The organism is Streptomyces sp. URMC 123, from assembly GCF_051386515.1.
Taxonomy (GTDB): Bacteria; Actinomycetota; Actinomycetes; order Streptomycetales; family Streptomycetaceae; genus Streptomyces.
The window spans coordinates 1-337 of the sequence record NZ_JBPQTV010000742.1 but is presented as its reverse complement, the minus strand read 5'-3'; the positions used below and the strand labels follow the sequence as shown (position 1 = coordinate 337).

Sequence of the window (337 nt, the reverse complement as noted above, 5' to 3'; positions counted from 1 at the left end):
AGATCCGCGAGGGCGCGCACATGCTGGACCTGTGCGTGGACTACGTGGGCCGCGACGGCGTCGCCGACATGGAGGAGCTGGCGGGGCGGTTCGCCACGGCGTCCACGCTGCCCATCGTCCTGGACTCCACCGAGGTCGCCGTCATTCGGGCGGGGCTGGAGAAGCTGGGCGGCCGCGCGGTCATCAACTCGGTGAACTACGAGGACGGCGACGGGCCGGATTCGCGGTTCGCCCAGGTGACCCGGCTGGCACAGGAGCATGGCGCCGCGCTGATCGCGCTGACCATCGACGAGGAGGGCCAGGCCCGCACGGTCGAGAAGAAGGTCGAGATCGCCGA

At 70.6% G+C, this 337-nt stretch carries 1 protein-coding gene; it reads left to right on the top strand.

The features are described 5' to 3' along the window. On the top strand, positions 1 to 337 hold a 337-nt coding region (locus tag ACSNOD_RS31860; RefSeq protein WP_436770532.1), incomplete at both ends, for a dihydropteroate synthase.